The sequence below is a fragment of the Mesorhizobium sp. AA22 genome (assembly GCF_001672375.2).
GTDB lineage: Bacteria > Pseudomonadota > Alphaproteobacteria > Rhizobiales > Rhizobiaceae > Mesorhizobium > Mesorhizobium wenxiniae.
On the sequence record NZ_CP048406.1, the window covers coordinates 3,162,265 to 3,180,567 of the forward strand.

The window sequence follows — 18,303 nt, forward strand, 5'->3', positions numbered from 1 at the left end:
TTATTCCTGTCGATAGAGTTCGGCGACCCCGGCCGCGCCAAGCCTTGTCAGGCAGGCGGCGGTGGTATCGCCTCGAAGTCGTGCTTCGCGGATCGCTGCCGCAATGCGGCCAACGCCGCGCGCGGCGTCATAGCCTGGCCTGTATCCGGCAGGAAGGGCCTTTGCCGTCCCGTCCACGACAAGACCGGCTCCGTTTTCGCCGCCGATCAGCGTCAGCGCCGCCGGGCCGGGATGCGCGCAGCCCTTGGCGCAGCCGGAAATATGAAGCGTGAGCGAGGAATCGAGGATGTCGCGGTTTTCCGCAGCGATGGTCTCGGCGATGTCGCGCGTCGCGATCCGGCCGGAGGCGCAGGCTGGCGCACCAGGGCAAGCGGCGATCCTGGTGCGCGGATCAGCAGCGTCGGTGACGAGGCCGAGGGCGGCGGCGGCATCTCTCAGGGAAAAGCAGCCGGACAACTGAAGACCAAGGAACAGCAGCGCGCGGCCCGGCGCCAGGCGAACTTCGAGGGCGCCAAGGGCGAGGGCCTGTCGTATAAGGTCGATGAGCTTTTGTGCCGGCATGCTGCCGAAGGGCAGGCCGATGCCCAGGGCGGTTGCATCACCGCCGAGAGGGAATAGGCCGATTGGCGAAGGAGCTGGCGCGGCCGTGAGAGGAAGGCGATTCTTCGCGGGCGCGAAGGAATGCCAACTGGCGAGAGATGTTAGCTGCCTCTCCGACAAATCCCTTGCATGGGCTTCACGGCCTTTTTCGGCAACCATTCTCAGAATCGCGACGGCGATATCGCGCGCCGCATCTTCCTCGACCATGACGAGCGGCGTCGCATTCTGCCTGTCGCCGGCAACGGCTAACAGCCACTGGACACCCGCATCAATCCGCATCGCAGCCAGCCTGACATCGGCCGAAACCGCATCCATGGTCAGCCGCCCGCCGCCATCGACAATGACCGAAACCTTCGGCCCGAGGCGCTGTCCCAGTCCGGCGTCCTCGATTGCCGCCCGGATCCGCTCCGCCAGCGGGCGCGGATCGGCGATCTCTTCGGGATCGAGCCCCGCAAGCGGCCCGGTCTCGACCGGCACGCCGGTGCGTACGGCGATACCCATTGCATCGACCTCCACCGCCAGCAGCCGGGCGCTTGCCGGCGTCAGGCCGCGTATCTGCAGGCTACCACGTGCGGTCACTTCCATGATGCCGTTGCCGTGCCGCAAGGCGGATTCACCGAGTCCGAGCAAGGACTTCGGCGAGAGTCCTCCGGCGACCGGATTGAGCCGCACCAGACGCCCGTCGCCGGTCTGCACCGGCGCGGACAAAGCGGGGCAGGCACCGCGACGTGAGAAGGCGTTCATGCGGCCGCCCCCAGCGCCTGGGCCTCGGCGATCAGTGCGGCGAGATCGTCATCGATGGAATTGCGCAGCGGATGCCAGAGACCGCGCCGCCGCGCCGACAGAAACCGCTCGGCGATCACCTTCGCGGCGGAAGGGTTCTCGCGCAAGATGAAGGCGCGAACCACGGGATCGCCGAGATAGGCGTCGTGCACGACCTCGATCAGCGTGCCCGATATGGCATGGGTGGTCTCGGCGAAGCCGACCAGCCGGTCGACCGTCTCGGCGAATTCCGAAGCACCACGCGGCCCGTGCCGCATCTGGCCTGATATGAAGCGCGGGTTGGCCGCGCGGGCGCGAACTACCCGAGATACGGCTTCTCCAACCGAACGCAGCTTCGGCTTTTGCGGATCCGTGGTGTCGAGGACGATCACGTCGGCATTCTTGCCGAGTGCCGCAAGCGCCGCCGAAAAACCGCCGATGAAGGCGACGTCGGCCGAGCCTTCCAAAATATCGCGGCCGGGATCATCTCCCGTATGGACGAGAAGGTCGGCCTCGGCGACACGATCCTCGAACGCGCCGGGCGCCGAGATACCTTCGCCGTCGGCGCCGCCATAGGCATGCGAGGTGGCGTCGAGATAGGCGCGACCTATCTCTTCGCGCGCGGCCCAGTCGCCGCTCGACAGCAAATCCTCGCCGCCGGCGCCGTAGGTGCCGGGCGAGGTGCCGAAAATGCGCGGGCTGATCTTCCCCTCGGCGCGGGTCTTGGCCGCGAGCGGGTTTTCCGAAGCGTCCTCGTCGCGGGCGGCGACGGCGCTGGCGGCAGCATCGATCAGCGCGATCTGGGTCGGGAACATATCACGAAACAGGCCTGATATGCGCCAGGTGACATCGACGCGCGGGCGGCCAAGCGTTGCCGGCGGCAGCACCTCGATGCCGGTGACGCGGCCGGTCGCGGAATCCCATTGCGGCCGGCAGCCCATCAGGGCCAGGCCTTGCGCGATCTCCTCGCCGCCAGTGCGCAGCGAGGCCGAGCCCCAGAGATCGATGACCAGCGAGCGCGGCCAGTCGCCATGCGATTGCATGTAGCTGCGCAAGACCTCGTCGGACGCCACCCTGCCGAGATCGAAGGATGTCGGCGTCGGCATGTTGCGTGGATCTGATGTGAACAGATTGCGGCCGGTCGGCAGCACATCGCGCCGGCCACGTACCGGTGCCCCGGCCGGACCGGCAGCGACATGGCGGCCGTCGAGCACTGCGATGACTGCCGCCTTCTCGGCCGCCGCACTTTGCTCGCGCAGCGGATCGGTCTCACCCTCGGCTGAGCGGCCGTAGATGTGAAGGCCGTCCTTGATGGCAAAATCCTTGAGGTCGCAGAGCCAGGCGTCGATGCGGCGCAGCGCCTCGTCGGGCGCGTCGGTTCCGGCGACGCCGGCTTCGGAGGCGAGGCCGGTCTTTTGTGCGGTTTCGACGATCAGTTTCGCCAGGCGATCGCGGCGGCGGCGGTCGAGCCCGTCGGCCTGGGCGTATTCGTCGACCAATCGTTCAAGCTGGTGCTGGTTCTCATCGAGCCCGGCGCCGGTCAGCGGCGGCGGTAAATGGCCGAGGGTGACGGCGGCAATGCGCCGCTTGGCCTGTGCTGCCTCTCCCGGGTTGGAGACGATGAACGGATAGATGACGGGCAGGGGGCCAGTGACGATCTCAGGAAAACAGTTTTCGCTAAGCGCAACGGTCTTGCCGGGCAGCCATTCCAGCGTGCCGTGGGCGCCGACATGGACGAGAGCATGGACGCCGACCGATTTGCGCAGCCACAGACCAAAGGCGATCAGCGCATGCCGGGGCGGCAATGTCGGGTCGTGATAGTCGGCGCGTCGGTCGGCCGATCGCCCGCGATCGGGGGCGAGCGCCACGGTGATGTTGCCGAAAGTCGCGGCGCGGAAGGGGAAATTTGCGGTGGTGGGCGCTTGAACACCCCCCTCTGTCCTGCCGGACATGTCCGGCAGGACAGAGGGGGGTGCGTCGCACAAACCTGTCTCATCTGCTGCATTCCCCCACGCGGCCGTCACGGCAGCTATTGCCTCAGCCGGCAATTCCGCCGAAAGGTCGAGATAGTCCCCTAGTCCCAATCCACCTTCGCTGCGCTCCAGTTTATCCAGCAACTCACGCGGCGTTTGCGGAATCCCTTCAACGGCGTAGCCCTGTTCGCTCAGGTCGTGCAACATTGCCAGCACGCTGGACGGCACGTCGAGGCCGACGGCGTAGCCGGTGCGGCCGGGTGCGCTCGGATAGTCGGGGATCAGGATGGCGAGCTTGCGTTCCGCGCGCGGCGTGCGCTGCAGGCGGATGAAGGCTTGGACACGGTTCGCCACCTGCGCGACGCGGTCCGGCTCCGGCCGGTTGGCGAAGGCGCGGAGGGCCAGTGCCGGGTCGGTTTCGCTCTCGCCTTTGAAGGAAATGGCGCCGGCCAGAATGCGGCCGTCGAGCTCCGGCAATACGACATGCATGGCGAGGTCGGCGGGCGCCAGCCCGCGCTGATTGTTTTGCCAGATGTCACGACGAGTCGTCGCGACGATGACCTGGAAGACCGGTACGCCGGCGCGGTCGAACAGGGTTTCGACGCCGGGCTCGGCGCCGGAGGCGAAAGCCGTCGCGGTGATGATCGCGGCAGGGTTCAGCGCCGCGAGCGCGGTTTCGACGAAGGCGAGCGATGCTGGGTCCTTGAGGCTGGAGACGAAGATGGGGACGGGGGCCATTCCGCGCGCGCTCAGCGCCTCAAAAAGAGCGTCGATGGGCGCGACATCGGCGGCGAGCAGCATCGAGCGATAGAACAGGATGGGAATGACAGGCGCGGCGTATCCCTCCCCCTCGAGGGGAGGGTGGCCAGCAGGGCCGGGTGGGGTCGTTGCGGCAGTGCGCGACGTTTCTTTCTGTCGAAGCGCTTCAGGGTGTCGGCGCACTTCAGAGAGGACCCCACCCCCGGCCTGCGGCCGGACCTTCCCCTCGAGGGGGAGGGGGACGACACCGCGCCCCGGCTCATAATAGCCCGCCTTCGGCACGCTGACCGGCTCCGCGACCTCCATGTCCGATCCCGCCAGCCGGGCCAGCCGATGCACCAGCGCTGTCATGTTGGCCGGGCCGCCCTCGCGAAAATAATTGAGCAGACCGTCGAGCTCTTCGCGGGGCAGCGTCGAGCATTCGATCAGCCGCAAATCCTCGTCGTGGCTCTCGCCGGGCAGCAGCGCCAGTTTTATGCCGCGTGCGCGGGCGGTCGAGGCAAGCTGGTCGCAGCCATAGCGCCACCAGTCATAGCCGCCGAGAATGCGAACCAAAATAACCCTGGCGTGGCGGGCGACGCTGTCGATCCAGAGGTCGACGGACATGGGATGGCGCAGATCACGCAAAGCCGCCAGCCGCATCGACGGCAGGCGATCCGCACCTGCCTTCCACGCCGCCGCCAGCCCGGCCAGATCGCTGTCGGTGAAGGACAGCGCCGCGACATCCGCAGGCGTCTGCCTGAGATCAACGGGCTCGGCGAGATCGTCGAGCGAGGCGGATGTTGTGGTGAGGATGTGCATCGCGGCTCGTGCCTGGGGTCAGCCGGCGAGGATACGCTCGATGGCCGGGCGGCTCAGCCCTTTCAGACCGATGACGACGAGACGCGAACGGCGGTCGTCCTCAGCGGTCCAGGCGCGGTCGTAATAGTGATTGACGCGCGGACCGACAGCCTGCAGCAACAGCCGCATCGGCTTGCCGCCGACGTCGACAAAACCCTTGACGCGCAGCACGTTCTCTTCCTCCGCCGCCGTGGCAACACGCAAAGCCAGCTCATCGGGATTGGCGACCGACGGAATGTCGATGACGAAGGAATCGAAGTCGTCATGCTCGTGGTCGAGTTCGTCGTCGTGGTGGGTCTTGCGGTTCTCGATGTCGTCCTCGACGGCAAGGCCGAGGCCGAGCAGCACAGACGGGTCGACCTTACCTTGCGAGATCGGCACGATCTTGACGGCGCGCGCGGTGTGCTCGCCGATGATGGCATTGGCGCGGGCCGAACCGGCGGCGTCCATCAAGTCGCTCTTCGACAATATGATCAGGTCGGCGCAAGCGAGTTGGTCCTCGAACACCTCCTCGACCGGGTCGTCGTGGTCGAGCGTCTCGTCCTGCGCGCGCTGCGCCTGCAGGGCGTCCATGTCGTTGGCGACGCGGCCTTCGGCCAGCGCTGGTCCGTCGACCACGGCGACGACGCCGTCCACGGTCACCCGGCTCTTCACCGACGGCCACTGGAAGGCCTTGACCAGCGGCTTGGGCAGAGCCAGCCCAGAGGTTTCGATCAGGATATGGTCGACCTTCGGCGTCAGCGACAGGATCTGGTCGAGTGCCGGGACAAAGTCGTCGGCGACGGTGCAGCAGATGCAACCATTGGCCAGCTCGACGATATTCTCCTCGGGGCAGGTGTCGATGCCGCATCCTTTGAGGATCTCGCCGTCGATGCCGATGTCGCCGAACTCGTTGACGATGATGGCCAGCCGCTTGCCCCCGGCGTTTTCGAGCAGATGGCGGATCAGCGTTGTCTTGCCGGCGCCGAGGAAGCCGGTGACGACGGTGCAGGGCACGCGGGAGACGGAAGCGGTCATGTCAGATCCTTCAAAAGGTCGAGGGGAGGGATGCGGGCGACGAGGCCGCGCTTCAGGCAATCGGGGCGGCCGCGCCATGGAATGAGGCCGTCCGTCGAGGTGGCGAAGAGCTTTGCGCCAGCGACGAGATCGGCGCCGCTGGTCACGACCAGGTCGCCGAAGACATAGCTCCAGCAGCCGTCGCGCAGGATCGCGGCGCTCAGCCGACGCTTGCAGTTGCCGAGGCATTCGACGCTGCGGATACGGATATTTTCCCCTGATGCTGCGCGGCGCGTGTCTTCGGCCAACAATTCGCCGGCGCGGGGATGGCCATCGGAGCCGGTCTCGTCACGGCAAGAGTCACAGACGATCACCGTGACGCCGGTCAAAGCATCATTATCGCCGGACAAAACGTCCGCTGTCTCAGCCGAAAAACTGCTGTCGCGTTCCAAATCAGGCTCCTTGCCCGGAAAACCCGCCAGGCGATCGGATTCTTATGTCCTAGACGGCAGGTCTCCTGGCTCGCGGGTCATCGCCTTGGTGCCGCCTTCCCGGGACCGTCCCAGTGGTTTTCGGCCTTGGCTCGTCGCTTACAGTTGCGGGGACAGCCGCGGATTTGAAATCGGGATTTCGCACCGCATTCCCTCTTGGCTCCTCCCTTTGCCGAGAGGAGACCGTCTGGATTGGATTTAGGCCTGTGCAGGCAGTCGTGTCAACGCACGTCTACGATGCGGCAATGTTGGCGAGAGCCGAACCCAGGTCGCCGGCCGGAGTCACTTCGATGCGTTCCAGCCCGAGCCAACCCTGCATCAGCTTCAACTCCTCGAAGAGTTCGGCGGCGGTTTTCGGCGGGGCGCCGGGCTCGGCATAGGCGGCATGGACGCGCAGCACGCCGGCGGGGCGGTCAGCCTTGAGATCAATGCGAGCCACGATCCTTTCGCCGAGCAAAAACGGCAGCACATAATAGCCGTACTGGCGCTTTTCGACGGGGGTGTAGATCTCGATGCGATAGCGGAAGTCGAACAGTCTTTCCGTGCGCGACCGCTCGAAGACGACCGGATCGAACGGAGCGAGCAGCGCGCGTGCCTCGACCTTGCGAGGAAAACGGGCGTCCTTGTAAAGATAGGCAGGCTTGTCCCAGCCTTCGACGCGTACGGGCAAAAGATCGCCGGCGTCGACCAGTTCCTCAATACGGCCCTTGATGTCGGCTGGAGAGAGGCGGAAATAATCGCGCAGGTCGCCCGCCGTCGCGACCCCGTGGGCGCGGGCGGAAATGCGCAGCAATTCGCGGTGCGCATCCTCAGGGGAGGGCACTGGCAGGGCAAGTATCGCAGGCGGCAGCACTCGCTCCGGCAGATCGTAGCGCCGCTCGAAGCCACGACGCGACGCCGTGGTGATGCGGCCGGCCCAGAACAGCCATTCGAAAGCGTGCTTGGCATCGCTCCAGCCCCACCAGCCGCCCGAGCCTTTCTGGCCTTCCAGGGCGGAAGCGGCGATCGGGCCGCGTTGAACGACCTCGCGATAGATGTCTTCAATGTAGGCGGCGCGTTCGCGGCCCCACTTGGCCAGCCCGTTATACATTTCCTCGCCGCGCTCGGCCCGCTCCATGCGCCAGCGCATCAGTGGATAGGTCTCGACCGGCAGAAAGGAGGCCTCATGCGCCCAATATTCGAAGACTTTGCGCTTGCGCGTCACGGCGGCGTTGTCGAGCAGCGCAAGCGGGTAGGGGCCAAGCCGCGAATAGAGCGGCATATAGTGAGCACGCACCACCGCACTGACGGAATCGATCTGCAGCAGGCCGGTGCGGGCAAGGACGCGGGCCAGATGGCGGCGATCAGGCGTGCTGTTAGGGCGAGGGTCGGCAAACCCCTGTGCGGCAAGCGCGATGCGCCGGGCCATGGCGAGCGAGATTTTTTCCTTCATGCAGACGTTACTCTGTTGGCGTTCGACCTAAGGTTTGGACGATGATTCCGCGCCATGCTAGCAGGGTTTTGGCGGCATCTATGTCAGGAGAGAAAACTGGAGTAAAAGTTGAAAGAAATCAAACGGGAGCGATCGGACCAGTTTATCCGGATATGCCGTCCAGGCACCGTGTTTTGAACAAGGTTTGACTTGCTTCGCCGAAAGCGCTGCGCTAACCCTCGCCGCGTTGCAGCATAGAGCCTCCTAAAACGGTTCAGTGGTTAAACTGTCACGCTTCCGCAAGTGGGTCCGGTGCTGTAATCAGAGTGGATTGGCCGCCAACGGAAAGCTGCAGCATGAACGCATTGTTGAGTTCGTACCTGCCTATCGTCCTGTTCATCGGCGTGGCGCTGGTCGTCGGCCTGGCGCTGCTTGCCGCCCCCTTCCTGGTGGCCTTCCGCAACCCAGATCCGGAAAAGCTTTCCGCCTATGAGTGCGGCTTCAATTCGTTCGACGACGCCCGCATGAAGTTCGACATCCGCTTCTACCTAGTGTCGATCCTGTTCATCATCTTCGATCTGGAAGTGGCCTTCCTGTTCCCGTGGGCCGTGTCTTTCAGCCAGATCGGCATGCTCGGTTTCTGGTCGATGATGGTGTTTTTGGCGGTGCTGACCATCGGCTTTGCCTATGAATGGAAGAAAGGAGCGCTGGAATGGGATTGAGCGACAATTCCGGCACGCTCGTCGCGCCGAAGCCGAAGGGCATTCTCGACCCCAGCACCGGGAAGCCGGTGGGGGCGAATGATCCATTCTTCCTCGAGATCAACAACGAACTGGCCGACAAGGGTTTTCTCGTCACCTCCACCGAGGCGCTGATCACCTGGGCGCGCAGCGGCTCGCTGATGTTCATGACCTTTGGTCTCGCCTGTTGCGCGGTCGAAATGATCCACACCTCGATGCCGCGCTATGACTCGGAGAGGTTCGGTGTTGCTCCTCGCGCGTCTCCGCGCCAGTCCGACATCATGATCGTCGCCGGCACGCTGACCAACAAAATGGCGCCGGCGCTGCGCAAGGTCTATGACCAGATGCCGGAACCGCGCTACGTCATCTCGATGGGCTCCTGCGCCAATGGCGGCGGCTACTATCACTATTCCTATTCGGTGGTGCGCGGCTGCGATCGCGTCGTGCCGGTCGACATCTACGTGCCCGGCTGCCCGCCGAGTGCGGAAGCGCTGCTTTACGGCATTCTTCTCCTGCAGAAGAAGATCCGCCGCACCGGCACGATCGAACGGTGAGCGGCATGAGCCAGTCCTTGAGTGAACTCTCGAGCTATCTCGGGGAGAAGCTGAACGGCCGGATCGGCGAGGCGGTTCTTGCCTATGGCGAACTCACCATCTCTGTCGAGCCGCACGATCTGATCGAGGTGATAACCTTCCTGCGCGACGATCAAAAATGCCAGTTCATTTCGATCATCGATGTGTGCGGCGCCGATTATCCGTCGCGGGCCAATCGCTTCGACGTCGTCTATCATCTGCTGTCGCCGAAGCAGAATGTTCGCATCCGGCTCAAGGTGCAGGCTGACGAAGAGATGGTGGTGCCATCTATCACCGGTGTGTTTCCGGGCGCCGACTGGTTCGAACGCGAAACCTACGATCTCTATGGCGTGCTGTTTTCGGGCCATCCCGATCTCAGGCGGATTCTGACCGATTACGGCTTCGAGGGTCATCCGCTGCGCAAGGATTTTCCGCTGACCGGTTTCGTCGAGGTGCGCTACGACGACGAGGCCAAGCGGGTCATCTACGAGCCGGTGGAATTGAAGCAGGAATTCCGCAATTTCGATTTTCTGTCTCCGTGGGAAGGTACGGATTACGTGCTCCCGGGGGATGAGAAGGCAAAGCAGTAAATGGCTGAAACCTCCGTTCGCAACTTCAACATCAATTTCGGTCCGCAACATCCGGCGGCGCATGGCGTTTTGCGCCTCGTGCTGGAGCTTGATGGCGAAGTCGTAGATCGCGTCGATCCGCATATCGGGCTGTTGCATCGCGGCACTGAAAAGCTGATCGAAGCCAAAACCTATCTGCAGGCGGTGCCATATCTCGACCGGCTCGACTATTGCGCGCCGATGAACCAGGAGCATGCCTTCGCGCTTGCCGCCGAGCGACTGCTCGGCATCGAAGTGCCGAAGCGCGGCCAGCTGATCCGCGTGCTTTATTGCGAGATCGGCCGCATCATGTCGCACATCCTCAATGTGACGACGCAGGCGATGGATGTCGGCGCGCTGACGCCGCCCTTGTGGGGCTTCGTCGAGCGCGAAAAACTCATGGTATTCTATGAGCGGGCCAGTGGCTCGCGCATGCATGCGGCCTATTTCCGGCCCGGCGGTGTCCACCAGGACCTGCCGCAGAAGCTGGTCGAGGATATCGGCAACTGGATCGACCCGTTCCTGAAATCGCTGGACGATCTCGACGCACTGCTGACCGGCAACCGCATCTTCAAACAGCGCAATGTCGACATCGGCACGGTCTCGCTGGCCGATGCCTGGGCGTGGGGCTTTTCCGGCGTCATGGTGCGCGGATCCGGCGTCGCCTGGGATCTGCGCAAGTCGCAGCCCTATGAATGTTATGCCGAGATGGATTTCGACATTCCAATCGGCAAGAACGGCGACTGCTTCGACCGTTACCTCGTGCGCATGGAAGAGATGCGCCAGTCGGCGAAAATCATGCGCCAGTGCGTCGACCTGCTGCTCGGCAAGGAAGGCGGCGGACCGGTGTCGAACCTCGACGGCAAGGTGGTCCCGCCGAAGCGCGCGGCGATGAAGCGCTCAATGGAAGCGCTGATCCACCACTTCAAGCTCTACACCGAGGGCTACCGCGTGCCGGCGGGCGAGGTCTATGCGGCGGTCGAAGCGCCGAAGGGCGAGTTCGGCGTCTATCTGGTCTCCGACGGCACCAACAAGCCCTACCGCTGCAAGCTGCGCGCGCCAGGCTTCGCACATCTGCAGGCCATGGACTTTTTGTGCCGTGGCCACATGTTGGCCGACGTCACCGCCGTGTTAGGTTCACTCGATATCGTCTTCGGGGAGGTGGATCGGTGAAAGCACGCGGCGCTCTGCACGTTGCGACCGGCTTTGCAGCCGGTGTCGCCGGCATGGGAGCGCTTGCTGCTTGGGGCAGCTCGCCGCAGAACTATCTGGTGTCTTGCAGACCTGAGGGCACAAAAACTGAAGTCGTTTGTGGTATCGCCGCAAACGGCAGGTTGTGGAGCTTGTATTCGGGTTGGTATCTCCATGCCGATGCGGAATATCCAGACTGGAAGGTGGCACTTGGCACGGATTGTTCGGATCGGTACCGCGAATATCGCGATTACGTCGACACCGCTTGGGAAAAGATCGGAAAACAAGTGAATTCCGACGTTTTGGCTAGCTCCGACCCTCGCTTTTATTTCGACTGCTACAGCAGAGTTCAAAACTAAATGTCAGTCCGCCGTCTCGCAGAAGCCAGCCTCCAGCCAGCCTCCTTCGCCTTCAACCGGGCGAATGCGGCAGCGGCGAAGCAATGGATCAAGAAGTATCCGAAGGGTCGCGAGCAGTCGGCGATCATCCCGTTGCTGATGCTGGCGCAGGAGCAGGAAGGCTGGGTGACCAAGGCGGCGATCGAGGCGATCTCCGACATGCTCGGCATGCCCTACATCAGGGGGCTGGAGGTCGCCACCTTCTACACGCAGTACCAGCTCAATCCGGTCGGCACTCGCGCGCATATCCAGGTCTGCGGCACCACGCCCTGCATGCTGCGCGGCTCGGAAGCGCTGATGGACGTGTGCCGCTCGAAGATCCATCACGACCAGTTCCACACCAACGACAAGGGTACGCTGTCATGGGAGGAGGTCGAATGCCTTGGCGCCTGCGTCAACGCGCCGATGGTGATGATTTTCAAGGACACGTTCGAGGACCTGACGCCGGAGCGGCTTGCCGAGATCATCGATCTTTACGACGCCGGCAAGGGCGCCTCGGTGACGCCGGGCCCGCAGAACGGCCGCATCACCTCCGAGCCGATCACCGGCCTGACGACGCTGAAGAGCGAAAAGGCGATCCTGAAGACGACCCGCGACAGGGAAGCCAAGGCAGCCGCCAAGGCCGCTAGGGAGGCCGCGCCAGCGGCAATTGTCGCATCGCCGGCGGCTCCGGCCGCACAGGTACCGGCTCCCCCTGTCGCGCCATCGAAAGCCAGCAAGCCGAAGACCGATGCGCCCGAAACCAGCCCGGCGCTGAGATCGCCTTCGCCGACGAAGGTCGCACCAGAGACGGAAAAGGCGGCGAGCGTCGCCGCGCCGCGGCATTCGGCGGCCAACGCCAACAAGGCCGCGCCGGAGGTCGAAAAGGTTTCGAAACAGCGCAGCGGTCCCAAGACCAAGGCTGATCCAGCGGCTGCTTTCAAGGCGCCGGAATTGAAGAATGCGCCGTTGGACGCTGGCGGCAAGAAGGTAGCCGCCAAGCCGGCCAAGCCGTCGCTCATGGACAAGAATCGGCCCACCGGCAAGAAACCGGTCTGAGGAACGAACAATGCTTCAGGACAGAGACCGCATCTTCAACAACATCTACGGCCGCTTCGACAAGTCGCTGGCCGGCGCGATGGCGCGCGGCGCCTGGGACAACACGCCTGGCATCATCGCCAAGGGGCGCGACTGGATCGTCAACGAGATGAAGGCATCCGGCTTGCGCGGCCGCGGCGGCGCCGGCTTCCCGACCGGGCTGAAATGGTCGTTCATGCCCAAGCAGAGCGACGGGAGGCCGAGCTATCTCGTCGTCAATGCCGACGAATCCGAACCCGGCACGTGCAAGGACCGTGACATATTGCGCCACGACCCGCACACGCTGGTCGAGGGCTGCCTGATCGCCGGCTTCGCCATGGGCGCGGTCGCCGCCTACATCTATGTGCGCGGCGAGTTCATCCGCGAGCGCGAGGCGCTGCAGCGCGCCATCGACGAGGCCTATGAGGCCAAGCTGATCGGCAAGAACAACACGTCCGGCTCCGACTTCGACATCTACATGCACCATGGCGCCGGCGCCTATATCTGTGGCGAGGAAACGGCGCTGCTCGAAAGCCTCGAAGGCAAGAAGGGCCAGCCGCGGCTGAAGCCGCCATTTCCGGCCAATGTCGGCCTCTATGGCTGCCCGACGACGGTCAACAATGTCGAGTCGATCGCGGTGGCGCCGACCATTTTGCGCCGCGGCGCTGCCTGGTTCTCGTCCTTCGGCCGGCCCAACAATGTCGGCACCAAGCTGTTCTGCGTCTCCGGCCACGTCAACAATCCGTGCACCGTCGAAGAGGCGATGTCGATCCCGTTCCGCGAGCTGATCGAGACGCATTGCGGCGGTATTCGCGGCGGCTGGGACAATCTGCTGGCGGTCATTCCGGGCGGCGCTTCGGTGCCGCTGGTGCCGGCGGAGCAGATCATCGACGCGCCGATGGATTTCGATGCGCTGCGCGACCTGAAATCGGGCCTCGGCACGGCGGCTGTCATCGTCATGGACAAATCGACCGATATCGTGAAGGCGATCGCGAGGCTTTCCTACTTCTACAAGCACGAGAGCTGCGGCCAATGCACGCCTTGCCGCGAAGGCACCGGCTGGATGTGGCGGGTGATGGAGCGGCTGGTGCGCGGCGAGGCGCAGAAGCGTGAGATCGATATGCTGCTCGACGTGACCAAACAGGTCGAAGGCCACACGATCTGCGCGCTGGGCGACGCGGCGGCGTGGCCGATCCAAGGCCTGATGCGGCATTTCCGCGGCGAGGTGGAGCGGCGCATCGACGAGTTTTCGCGCAACGCGCACCGCGCAGAGCCGGTGATGGTTGCGGCGGAATAAACAAGAAAGAACGGGCGAACGCCCAAATGAAATACGGGCAAACGCCCGATTTGAAATACGGGCAAAGGCCCGATTTGAAATACGGGCAAACGCCCGATTTGAAATACGGGCAAACGCCCGATTTGAAGCAAGTGCCCGATTTGAGATACGGGCAAGTGCCCGATTTGAGGAAACAGGCCGGGGCATACGGAAGAAACGACCAGGAGACCACCTATGTCGCTGAATTCGAGACCCGATCATTTGATGCCAGATTTGGACCCGTTCGAGAAGATGAACCAGGACCTGACAAGGATGATGCCGAAGGAGATGGCCAGCGCCGTCAATCTCCTGGCGCATCCTGTTGCGGGTGCGGCGGCGCTGTCGGCGCTCGGCTTCGGGCTTGCCAATCATGCCTTTGGGGTGTGGATGGGCGTGCTCTCTGGCGCCGCCGAGGCCTCGCAGCGGCTTTTCCAGCCGATCGTCGACGACTTCGATGCCAGGGTCGAACGCTTTTCCGGGACAGGGACAAGCTCCTCGACCAAGGCGCGCGCGGCGACGAAAACCCTGATCGCCGATGCGCAGTCCTTCGCCAGGAACGTGAATGACATAGCGGCGAGCGGCATGGATAATACACGGAGCGTGGTGGATGCGGCTGCCGCGCCGACCGGGTTGATGCCCGAGGACTTCAAGCAGCCCAAGGCCATGGATCGTCCGGCAAATCCGGCCGACCTCAAGGCGATATCGGGGATCGGGCCGAAGCTGGAAGAGGTGCTGAACGGCTTGGGGATCTGGACCTACGGCCAGATTGCGGCATGGACGCCGGAAGAGATCGCCTGGGTCGACGATTATCTGTCGTTCAAGGGCCGCATCGAGCGCGACGACTGGCTCGGCCAGGCGGCGGTGCTGGCCGCGGCCAAACATTGAATTCAATGCCGGGCGCGGTTTCGGTTGCGCCCCGGAAAGAAAGATTGCGGAATGTCCGCAGGGGTTTGAGACGACATGGCAAAGCTCAAGGTCGACGGGAAAGAGATTACTGTACCCGACCACTACACGCTGCTGCAGGCAGCCGAGGATGCCGGCGCGGAAGTGCCGCGCTTCTGCTTCCATGAGCGGCTGTCGATCGCCGGCAACTGCCGCATGTGCCTGATCGAGGTGAAGGGCGGTCCGCCCAAGCCGCAGGCGTCCTGCGCCATGGGCGTGCGCGACCTGCGCCCCGGACCGAATGGCGAAACGCCGGAAATTTTTACCAACACGCCGATGGTCAAGAAGGCCAGGGAAGGCGTGATGGAATTCCTGCTGATCAACCATCCGCTGGATTGCCCGATCTGCGACCAGGGCGGCGAGTGCGACCTGCAGGACCAGGCGATGGCGTTCGGCGTCGATTCCTCGCGCTATCACGAGAACAAGCGGGCGGTCGAAGACAAGTATATCGGGCCGCTGGTCAAAACGATCATGAACCGCTGCATCCATTGCACGCGCTGCGTTCGCTTCACCACCGAAATTGCCGGTATTTCCGAGCTCGGCCTGATCGGCCGCGGCGAGGACGCCGAAATCACCACCTATCTCGAAAGCGCGATGACCTCGGAACTGCAGGGCAACGTCATCGACCTTTGCCCGGTCGGCGCGCTGACCTCCAAACCCTACGCCTTCCAGGCACGGCCGTGGGAGCTGACCAAGACCGAATCCATCGACGTGATGGATGCTGTCGGCTCGGCGATCCGCGTCGATTCCAGAGGCCGCGAAGTGATGCGCATCCTGCCGCGCACCAACGAGGCGGTGAACGAGGAGTGGATTTCCGACAAGACCCGCTTCATCTGGGACGGCTTGCGCACCCAGCGCCTCGACCGGCCATACGTCCGCAAGAACGGCAAGCTGGCCCCGGCAAGCTGGGCCGAGGCTTTCTCCGCGATCAAGGAAGCGGTGTCGAGCTCTGCACCCGACAAGATCGGCGCCATTGCAGGTGATCTCGCCGCCGTCGAGGAAATCTATGCGCTGAAGCTGCTGATGGCCTCGCTCGGCTCGAAGAACACCGACTGCCGCCAAGACGGTGCCGCGCTCGATCCGTCGCTCGGCCGGGCAAGCTATATCTTCAACCCGACCATCGAGGGCATCGAGCAGGCCGACGCGGTGCTGATCATCGGCGCCAATCCGCGCTTCGAGGCGTCCTTGCTCAACGCCCGCATCCGCAAGCGCTGGCGGGTCGGCAACCTGCCCGTCGGCGTTATCGGCGATGTCGGCGACACGCGCTACGACTATGAGCAGCTCGGCGCCGGAACGGAATCGCTGAAGGATCTGGCCGACGGCAACGGCAAGTTCTTCCAGATGCTGAAGAAAGCGACGCATCCGCTTGTTATCGTCGGGCAGGGTGCGCTGGCACGCTCGGATGGCGCGGCCGTGCTCGGCCAGGCGGCGAAGCTCGCCACCGCCGTCAATGCCGCGAGAGCCGACTGGAACGGATTTGCCGTGATGCACACTGCGGCGGCTCGTGTCGGCGGGCTCGATGTCGGCTTCGTGCCGGGTGAGGGCGGCAAAAACGTCGCCGGAATGCTGGGCGATATGGACGTGCTGTTCCTGCTCGGCGCCGACGAGATCGACATGGCCAAGACCGGCGGCGCCTTCGTCGTTTATATCGGCACGCATGGCGATCAGGGCGCGCACCGCGCCAACGTTATCCTGCCGGGCGCCGCCTATACCGAAAAATCGGGCACCTACGTCAACACCGAGGGCCGCGTGCAGCAGACCAACCGTGCCGGCTTCGCGCCGGGCGATGCGCGCGAGGACTGGGCGATCCTGCGGGCGCTGTCGGATGTGCTGGGCAAGAAGCTGCCGTTCGATTCGCTGCCGCAGCTTCGCGCGAAACTCTATTCGGAATACCCGCATCTTGCCCGCATCGACCAGGTGGCGGCCGGCAACGTTGACGATGTCGCCAAAGTGGCGAAGCTCGGCGGGCGGCTGAACAAGGGCGCCTTCACCTCGCCGGTCAAGGATTTCTACCTGACCAACCCGATCGCGCGGGCTTCCGCGGTGATGGCGGAATGCTCGGCGCTGGCGAAAAACGGCTTCAGGCAGGCGGCGGAATAAGCATGGACACCTTCTTCTCCTTCTACGTGCTGCCGGCGCTGCTCATCCTGTTGAAGTCGGTCGTGCTGATCGTCGTGCTGTTGATCTTCGTCGCCTACATCCTGTACGCGGACCGCAAGATCTGGGCGGCAGTGCAGCTGCGCCGCGGCCCGAACGTCGTCGGTCCATGGGGCACGCTGCAGGCTTTCGCCGACCTTCTGAAGTTCGTGTTCAAGGAGCCGGTGATTCCGTCCGGCGCCAACAAGGGCGTTTTTCTGCTGGCGCCTTTGGTTTCGGCAGTGCTGGCGATCTCGGCCTGGGCGGTGATCCCGGTCAACGAGGGCTGGGCGATCGCCAACGTCAATGTCGGCATCCTCTATGTCTTCGCCATCTCCTCGCTCGAGGTCTATGGCGTGATCATGGGCGGCTGGGCGTCCAACTCGAAATATCCGTTCCTGGGCGCGCTGCGCTCGGCGGCGCAGATGGTGTCCTACGAGGTCTCGATCGGCTTCGTCATTGTCACCGTGCTGCTTTGCGTCGGCTCGCTCAACCTGTCCGACATCGTGCTGTCGCAGCAGGATGGGCTGGGCACGCGGGTTGGCCTGCCCAACACCTTCCTCGACTGGCATTGGCTGTCGCTGTTCCCGATGTTCGTCATCTTCTTCATCTCGGCGCTGGCCGAAACAAACCGCCCGCCTTTTGACCTTGTCGAAGCCGAATCGGAACTCGTCGCCGGCCATATGGTCGAATATTCGTCGACGCCGTTCCTGCTGTTCTTCCTCGGCGAGTATGTCGCCATCGTGCTGATGTGCGCGCTGGCCACCATCCTGTTCCTCGGCGGCTGGCTGCCGCCTTTCGACTTCGCTCCTTTCACCTGGGTGCCGGGTCTGATCTGGTTCGTGCTCAAGGTCTGCCTGGTGTTCTTCATGATCTCCATGGTGAAGGCCTTCGTGCCGCGCTACCGCTACGACCAGCTGATGCGGCTCGGCTGGAAGGTCTTCCTGCCGATCTCGCTGGCGATGGTGGTGATCGTCGCCGCGTTCCTCAAGATCACGGGGTTTGCGTGATGTCCGCTCTAGCCCAAGCCGCCAAGTCTCTGCTCTTGCAGGACTTCGTGAGCGCCTTCTTCCTGTCGATGCGCCAGTTCTTCGCGCCGAAGGAGACGATCAACTATCCGCACGAGAAGGGGCCGACCAGCCCGCGCTTCCGCGGCGAGCATGCGCTGCGCCGCTATCCGAACGGCGAGGAACGCTGCATCGCCTGCAAATTGTGCGAGGCGATCTGCCCGGCGCAGGCCATCACCATCGAGGCCGGCCCGCGCCGCAACGACGGCACGCGCCGCACGGTGCGTTACGATATCGACATGGTGAAGTGCATCTATTGCGGCTTCTGCCAGGAGGCCTGCCCGGTCGACGCCATCGTCGAGGGGCCGAATTTCGAATTCGCCACCGAGACGCGCGAGGAACTTTATTACGACAAGGACAAGCTGCTGGCCAATGGCGACCGCTGGGAGCGCGAACTGGCGCGCAACATCTCGCTGGATGCGCCGTATCGCTGACATTTGACGCAT

General features: G+C 63.9%; 16 protein-coding genes and 1 riboswitch. Of the genes, 11 read left to right on the top strand and 5 right to left on the bottom strand.

What is annotated here, in order from left to right; translation table 11 throughout:
• The 5 genes from cobG to A9K68_RS15355 form a co-directional block, all read right to left on the bottom strand.
• Complete coding sequence (gene cobG, locus A9K68_RS15335; RefSeq protein WP_065012313.1) at positions 1–1,344, bottom strand: precorrin-3B synthase; 1,344 nt, start codon at positions 1,342–1,344, stop codon at positions 1–3.
• The gene (gene cobN / locus A9K68_RS15340; RefSeq protein WP_065012312.1) at positions 1,341–4,895 is read right to left on the bottom strand and encodes a cobaltochelatase subunit CobN; all 3,555 of its coding nucleotides are present in this window, start codon (positions 4,893–4,895) and stop codon (positions 1,341–1,343) included. The genes cobG and cobN overlap by 4 nt, the downstream gene beginning before the upstream one ends.
• Before the next feature lie 18 nt (positions 4,896–4,913).
• Positions 4,914–5,951 carry a cobalamin biosynthesis protein CobW gene (gene cobW, locus A9K68_RS15345; protein WP_065012311.1) on the bottom strand — a complete coding sequence of 346 codons (1,038 nt, stop codon included), beginning with the start codon at positions 5,949–5,951 and terminating at the stop codon, positions 4,914–4,916.
• Positions 5,948–6,382, bottom strand: a complete 435-nt coding sequence (locus A9K68_RS15350) for a DUF1636 family protein (RefSeq protein WP_065012310.1) — start codon at positions 6,380–6,382, stop codon at positions 5,948–5,950. The genes cobW and A9K68_RS15350 overlap by 4 nt, the downstream gene beginning before the upstream one ends.
• Positions 6,383–6,419: 37 nt before the next feature.
• A riboswitch (cobalamin riboswitch) is annotated at positions 6,420–6,624 on the bottom strand.
• A 29-nt stretch (positions 6,625–6,653) separates the two neighbouring features.
• A complete protein-coding gene (locus A9K68_RS15355) occupies positions 6,654–7,853 on the bottom strand; it encodes a winged helix-turn-helix domain-containing protein (RefSeq protein WP_065012309.1) in 1,200 nt (399 codons plus the stop codon).
• A gap of 335 nt (positions 7,854–8,188) precedes the next feature.
• On the opposite strand from A9K68_RS15355, the gene A9K68_RS15360 reads away from it, so the two are divergent.
• The 11 genes from A9K68_RS15360 (at position 8,189) to nuoI (ending at position 18,291) form a co-directional block, all read left to right on the top strand.
• Entirely contained in the window at positions 8,189–8,554 is a 366-nt protein-coding gene (locus A9K68_RS15360) for an NADH-quinone oxidoreductase subunit A (protein ID WP_029352062.1), read from the top strand.
• Positions 8,545–9,126, top strand: coding sequence for an NADH-quinone oxidoreductase subunit B (locus A9K68_RS15365; protein ID WP_027156092.1), 582 nt, complete (start codon positions 8,545–8,547; stop codon positions 9,124–9,126). The genes A9K68_RS15360 and A9K68_RS15365 overlap by 10 nt, the downstream gene beginning before the upstream one ends.
• 5 nt (positions 9,127–9,131) lie before the next feature.
• Positions 9,132–9,734, top strand: coding sequence for an NADH-quinone oxidoreductase subunit C (locus A9K68_RS15370; RefSeq protein WP_065012308.1), 603 nt, complete (start codon positions 9,132–9,134; stop codon positions 9,732–9,734).
• Entirely contained in the window at positions 9,735–10,925 is a 1,191-nt protein-coding gene (locus tag A9K68_RS15375) for an NADH-quinone oxidoreductase subunit D (protein ID WP_065012307.1), read from the top strand.
• Positions 10,922–11,302 carry a hypothetical protein gene (locus A9K68_RS15380; RefSeq protein ID WP_065012306.1) on the top strand — a complete coding sequence of 127 codons (381 nt, stop codon included), beginning with the start codon at positions 10,922–10,924 and terminating at the stop codon, positions 11,300–11,302. The genes A9K68_RS15375 and A9K68_RS15380 overlap by 4 nt, the downstream gene beginning before the upstream one ends.
• The gene (nuoE, locus tag A9K68_RS15385) at positions 11,303–12,379 is read left to right on the top strand and encodes an NADH-quinone oxidoreductase subunit NuoE (RefSeq protein WP_246811382.1); all 1,077 of its coding nucleotides are present in this window, start codon (positions 11,303–11,305) and stop codon (positions 12,377–12,379) included.
• Positions 12,380–12,389: 10 nt separating this feature from the next.
• Positions 12,390–13,694: an NADH-quinone oxidoreductase subunit NuoF gene (gene nuoF, locus A9K68_RS15390; RefSeq protein ID WP_065012305.1), complete on the top strand. Its 1,305-nt coding sequence runs from the start codon at positions 12,390–12,392 to the stop codon at positions 13,692–13,694.
• Between the two features lie 213 nt (positions 13,695–13,907).
• Positions 13,908–14,597 carry an NADH-ubiquinone dehydrogenase gene (locus tag A9K68_RS15395; RefSeq protein WP_065012304.1) on the top strand — a complete coding sequence of 230 codons (690 nt, stop codon included), beginning with the start codon at positions 13,908–13,910 and terminating at the stop codon, positions 14,595–14,597.
• Between the two features lie 75 nt (positions 14,598–14,672).
• On the top strand, positions 14,673–16,754 hold the full coding sequence (nuoG, locus tag A9K68_RS15400) for an NADH-quinone oxidoreductase subunit NuoG (RefSeq protein ID WP_065012303.1): 2,082 nt from the start codon (positions 14,673–14,675) through the stop codon (positions 16,752–16,754).
• Positions 16,755–16,756: 2 nt separating this feature from the next.
• A complete protein-coding gene (nuoH, locus tag A9K68_RS15405; protein WP_023798860.1) occupies positions 16,757–17,800 on the top strand; it encodes an NADH-quinone oxidoreductase subunit NuoH in 1,044 nt (347 codons plus the stop codon).
• Positions 17,800–18,291: an NADH-quinone oxidoreductase subunit NuoI gene (gene nuoI, locus A9K68_RS15410; RefSeq protein ID WP_023798861.1), complete on the top strand. Its 492-nt coding sequence runs from the start codon at positions 17,800–17,802 to the stop codon at positions 18,289–18,291. Before nuoH ends, nuoI begins: the two co-directional genes overlap by 1 nt.
• Positions 18,292–18,303: the final 12 nt, after the last annotated feature.